5 protein-coding genes are annotated in these 5,035 nt (G+C 31.6%); all 5 read left to right on the top strand.

The window, feature by feature from the left end; genetic code table 11:
* The first annotated feature begins 694 nt into the window (after window positions 1–694).
* On the top strand, window positions 695–2,857 hold the full coding sequence (locus F6K13_RS17740) for a tetratricopeptide repeat protein (RefSeq protein WP_124143456.1): 2,163 nt from the start codon (window positions 695–697) through the stop codon (window positions 2,855–2,857).
* A gap of 43 nt (window positions 2,858–2,900) precedes the next feature.
* Window positions 2,901–3,050 (top strand): hypothetical protein, encoded by a 150-nt coding sequence (locus F6K13_RS17735; RefSeq protein ID WP_161564354.1) that lies wholly within the window; start codon window positions 2,901–2,903, stop codon window positions 3,048–3,050.
* A 386-nt stretch (window positions 3,051–3,436) separates the two neighbouring features.
* A complete protein-coding gene (locus F6K13_RS17730) occupies window positions 3,437–4,618 on the top strand; it encodes a cyclic nucleotide-gated ion channel (RefSeq protein ID WP_240038787.1) in 1,182 nt (393 codons plus the stop codon).
* Between the two features lie 45 nt (window positions 4,619–4,663).
* Window positions 4,664–4,792 (top strand): hypothetical protein, encoded by a 129-nt coding sequence (locus tag F6K13_RS17725; protein WP_275670286.1) that lies wholly within the window; start codon window positions 4,664–4,666, stop codon window positions 4,790–4,792.
* 2 nt (window positions 4,793–4,794) lie between these two features.
* Window positions 4,795–5,035 (top strand): tRNA isopentenyl-2-thiomethyl-A-37 hydroxylase MiaE (miaE, locus tag F6K13_RS17720; protein WP_287287920.1); only part of this gene is annotated, 241 nt, incomplete at its 3' end.

Here is a 5,035-nt window from a genome sequence, read left to right as displayed (position 1 = left end):
GATTAACCTATTTAATATTAGTTATAGTACTACGCATTCAGATTGGGATAGCTAAGAAACTTCAAAACATTACAGTTAAAAAATTTGATTATAGCTATTATAGCTAATAGCTGATAGCTGTTTGCGCAGCATTCCGCAGGAAATACTTAATAGTTATATCAAATTTAATGAAATAATCACCAAAATTATTTGAGGTTTAAATTTAATTTTTGGTGGAAGTTGATGCAAATTTTTTCCAATCATTGAAATCTTTCTGATTTAATATTAAATGCCAAAATTAATACTATATTTATTATCAGCTTTAGGGCTGAAAGTTGAGGGAAATAGTAAAAGATCAAGTTGATATGAAATACAAGTAATTATGCTATTTATGACTTTCCCTATCTCCCCATCTCTCTATCTCTTGATAAATTATCTGTAGCAAACATTAACCTATTTCATATTAGTTATAGTACTACGCATTCAGATTAGGAAATCTAAGAAACTTCAAAACATTAAACTTAAAAACTTTGACTATAGCTGATAGCTGATAGCTGAATACTTATAGCTATATCAAATATTTTTACCCAAAACTAAACATAGGATAACTCAAATATTGCACCTTAGAGGAAAGACCTATATTCTCTCGTCCTACTCAGGTACAAAATATGATAAATTTTAACCTTTAATTAGATAGCATAGACTTTTTTTTCCAATGAATATTTCTTCAAGTCTTCCCCATTCACAAACTCCAAATTCTGAGGCATTAACAGCACAAGCAGAACTTTATTATGCCCAGGGACATTTATCAGAGGCGATCGCTTGTTGTCGCCAGTCTTTAAATATAGAACCGAATTGGGCGTCTACTTATGTAACCCTAGCAAATATTATCCAAGCCCAAGGTAAAATTTCGGAAGCAATTAATCTATATTATCGGGCCATAGAACTTAATCCTGAGTTATCCCAGGCTCATGTTAACCTGGGCAGTATGTTTTTTCGTCAGGGAAAGCTGGATAAGGCGATCGCTTATTACAGGAAGGCGATTCAATTACGACCAGATATGGCCGTTGCTTATTGGAATTTGGCCAAAGTTTGGCAGCAACTGGGCAAGTTAGACGAAGCGATCGCCTCAGAAGAAAAAGCTTTAAAATTAAATCCTAATTTGGGTGGGTTTGAGGTTAATTTAAGTCAGGGATATAAGTTAGCTGAAGAGGGAAAGTTAGATGAAGCTATTGATAGTTGGCAAAAGGCAATTACACTCAATCCAAATTTAGCAGAAGCTTATAGTCAAATTGGCATAATTTTTAGAAGTCAAGGTAAGTTTTCTGAGGCTATTAAATATCTGAAAAAAGCGATTGAAGTTCAGCCTAATTATGCTACAGCACATCAACATTTATGTGGCATTCTTCGGGATGGTAATAATTATGTAGTTGCCAGGGAAGCAGTCACTAACTATTATCAGGAATGTGGGGAAATAGATCCGATTATGACTGGGATATATTTGATTAGCACTTATCAAATATCTGGCTTAAATGAAATTGCTAAAGATAGATTTTTTGACCTTGAAGCTAAATTGAAAGAGGATATGACTATTGTTAAAAAGGTAGTCGATATAAAAGCTTTATATGGAAATTTTATTTTTAGTGTTCCTTATTTAAGAGATGATATTCAAGCCAACTCTGACCTCTACAAATCGGTATCGAAAGTTTATAGACAATTTGTCCTCAAACCTCAAAATAATCATTTTTATACTCCTGTTAATTTTGACAATAATCATCTATTAAAAATTGGCTTTATCTCTAGTCATTTTAATCGACATTCTGTCGGTTGGTGTAGCCTTGATATTATTCGAGAGTTAGGAAAATTAAATACAGAAATATATTTATATCCAACAGAACGTCTCAAAACAGATGACCAAACTAAAAAATTTAGCCAAGCTGTTACTAAACTATATGTACCGAAAAAATATCCCCACGGAAGCGTCGATCTCCGAGAAATTATTACAGAAATTCAGCAAGATAAAATAGATATATTGATAGATTTAGATTCTTTGAGTTTACCAATTAATACACAAATTTTAAGTAATAAACCTGCACCAATTTGTATATCTTGGTTAGGATTTGATGCTCCTTATATATCTGAGAATAATTATTTTCTATGCGATTTATATACCCACCCCCAAGACCGAGATAAATACTATATAGAAAAATTAGTAAGGATGCCAAATTCATTTGTAGCAACTTCTGGTTTTCAAAGAATAGAAACAAATAGAGCTAATTTAAGAAAGTCTCAGAGGATAGGTTTAGACCAAATTGTTTATCTTTGTTTAGCACCAGGAAGAAAATTTAACCGAGATTTAGTCAAAGCACAAATTGCTATCTTGAAGCAAGTTCCTAATAGTATTTTAATTCATAAAGCATTAGGAGATATAGAAGTATTTCAATCTGCTTATCATCAAGGTTGTAAAGCTGAAGGTGTAAGTATTCATCGCATTAAATTTATAGAAATATTTCCTACAGAAGAGGAACATAGAAGCATCTATTCTTTAGCAGATATTATGCTTGATTCTTATCCTTATAATGGTGGTACTCATACCTTAGAAGCTTTATGGTTTAATTTACCAGTTGTTACTCTTGCCGGAGAGCAATTTTTATCTAGAATGGGTTATTCTTTTTTACAAAATTTAGATATTAAATTCGGCGTAGCATGGTCATGGAATGAATATATTGATTGGGGTGTAAAACTAGGTCAAAATCCTCATTTACGTCAGGAATTAGTCGATAAATTAGTTAAATCTAAAGAGCAAGAAAATTTAGCGCCATTATGGAACCCGAAAAAATTTGCTCAAGATATGTATAATACCATCGGAAAATTATAATACTTATTCCATTTTTGGATATAAAAAAAGTCAATGAAAATAGTTGAAGAAGGAAGAAGGAAGAAGGAAGAAGGAAGAAGGAAGAAGGAAGAAGTGGATGGGGACTCAAACCCCAACCAATTGTCAACATCGTGTAGACGGTGGGGTATTAAACCCAAATGAAAAAGATAAAAAATTATTTTATTCTAGTTAATTAAAATCCCCAGCAACATAAAAATTTGGTAGCTAGCAATTGGTAGCGAGTTTGATGCCTCTAACGTATGATTCTCTTATGTCTATTGCCTTCTTCACTAATTAATTTTACTCTATAAAATAATGGGTTTGTTATACCAATTCACTTAAAAAATGTCACAAATAGTTGGTAACTGATGAAGTCAAATAATAAGCTGAAATGCTTACGCTGAAATTACTGTATAGTAGAGATTTTAACTACCTAAAATATCAATTCTGACTTTAAGTGAAATGGTACTAGAACTTATGTGGATAATAAACCTTAGACAGGGAAATATTTTTCCCACTGTTGCCTGTTACCTGTTTCCTGTTCCTTGTTCCCTCCTATAATTACTCAAGAAAAATAAAGTGAAAATTCCCACACTTCATCCCGATAGTAAATTTATTAGATTCTGGCAAGTATTAATTGTATCCATTACTCTTTATAATGCTTTCATAATCCCATTTAGAATTGCTTTTAAAAATAGATTTGATGGTCTCTGGATTATATTAGATCTTATAGGAGATGTAATTTTAATTATTGATATGTTTATTCGATTTCATATTGGCTACTTTGAGTACGGAGAATATATTCAAGACAAAAAAAATATCGCTCAACATTATCGAGATCGACTCTTTTCAAGGCATTTAGTAGCTAGTATTCCCGGAGATTTAATTGCCAGAATAATTGTACCAAACTCACTATTTATTATTGCTTTATTGAGATTCCCTCGTTTATTACGACTACCCCAATTTTCTCTAATTTTTAACAGGAGGGAAACTAATATAAATATTAACCCTACTTTGATTAAAATGTGTAAATTAGTCATACTAATTATTTTAATTACTCATTGGGTAGCTTGTATCTGGTTTATGATTGGCAGTTGGGAATCTAATGCTGAAAATTCTTGGTTGATTAGTAATTATCTACAATCAGCAAGTATAAGAACTCAATATATTAATTCCCTTTATTGGGCAATTACAACTCTGACTACTGTAGGATATGGAGATATTACTCCCACTACTGAAATTGAAATAATATTTACTTTGGTAGTCATGTTCTTAGGAATATCTATGTATGTCTATATTATTGGCAATGTATCTTCATTAATTTCTAAACTAGATGCTACAAAAGTCAGATATAGAGAAAAGTTAGGACAAATTCAAACATATATGCGGGAAAACAAAATCCCATCTGACTTACAACAAAAAATTAGAGATTACTATCAATATAGATGGATTGAAAATCACGATATTAGAGATTACCACATACTCGAAGAATTACCAGAACCTTTAAGAATGAAATTAGCATTAGAACTGCACAAAGAAGTAATTGAAAAAGTGCCTATTTTTCGAGGAGCAACTACAGATTTTTTTGAAGAAATAGTAATGGCTTTAAAGCCTGAAATATTACCACCTAATGAATATATAGTTCGAGAAGGAAATTGGGGTTATGAAATGCACTTTATTAAACGTGGTTTAGTACAAGCATTCTCAGAAAAAACTGGTATTATATACAGGAATATGGGTGCATGTAAATTTTTTGGATAAATTGCTCTAGTATATGAACAACGACGTACTTCATCAATCATCACATTGACTTACTGTGAATTATTTATTTTAGAAAAAGATGACTTGAAAAAAGTGTTAGAAAATTATCCAGACCTTGCAGCTAATCTTAAAAAAACAGCAAAAGAACGTTATGAAAATGAACACAAGGAATAAATATGCAACTAACAAAAACACCAACCATTAAATATATTAAACAACCAACTTCACAAGCTTGGATAGAACAAGCGATCGCCAATCTAGACACTATATTATTAGACCATTCTCACTGTGAACGAAAAGCAGCAGGAGTAGCTTTAAATTTAATGTTTCGCTATCCTTCAAGTACGAAACTTATCAAAAAATTAACGGCTATTGCCAGAGAAGAATTAGAACATTTTGAGCAAGTAAACCAATGGT

The sequence above is a fragment of the Okeania sp. SIO2B9 genome (genome assembly GCF_010672505.1).
GTDB classification, from domain to species: domain Bacteria; phylum Cyanobacteriota; class Cyanobacteriia; order Cyanobacteriales; family Microcoleaceae; genus Okeania; species Okeania hirsuta.
The sequence above is the reverse complement of the archived record's forward strand: the minus strand, read 5'-3'. Positions and strand labels throughout refer to the sequence as shown.

What these genes read in the sequence shown, in the direction of transcription:
- F6K13_RS17740 (WP_124143456.1), top strand. Translation starts at nt 695, where the DNA reads ATGAATATTTCTTCAAGTCTTCCCCATTCACAAACTCCAAATTCTGAG.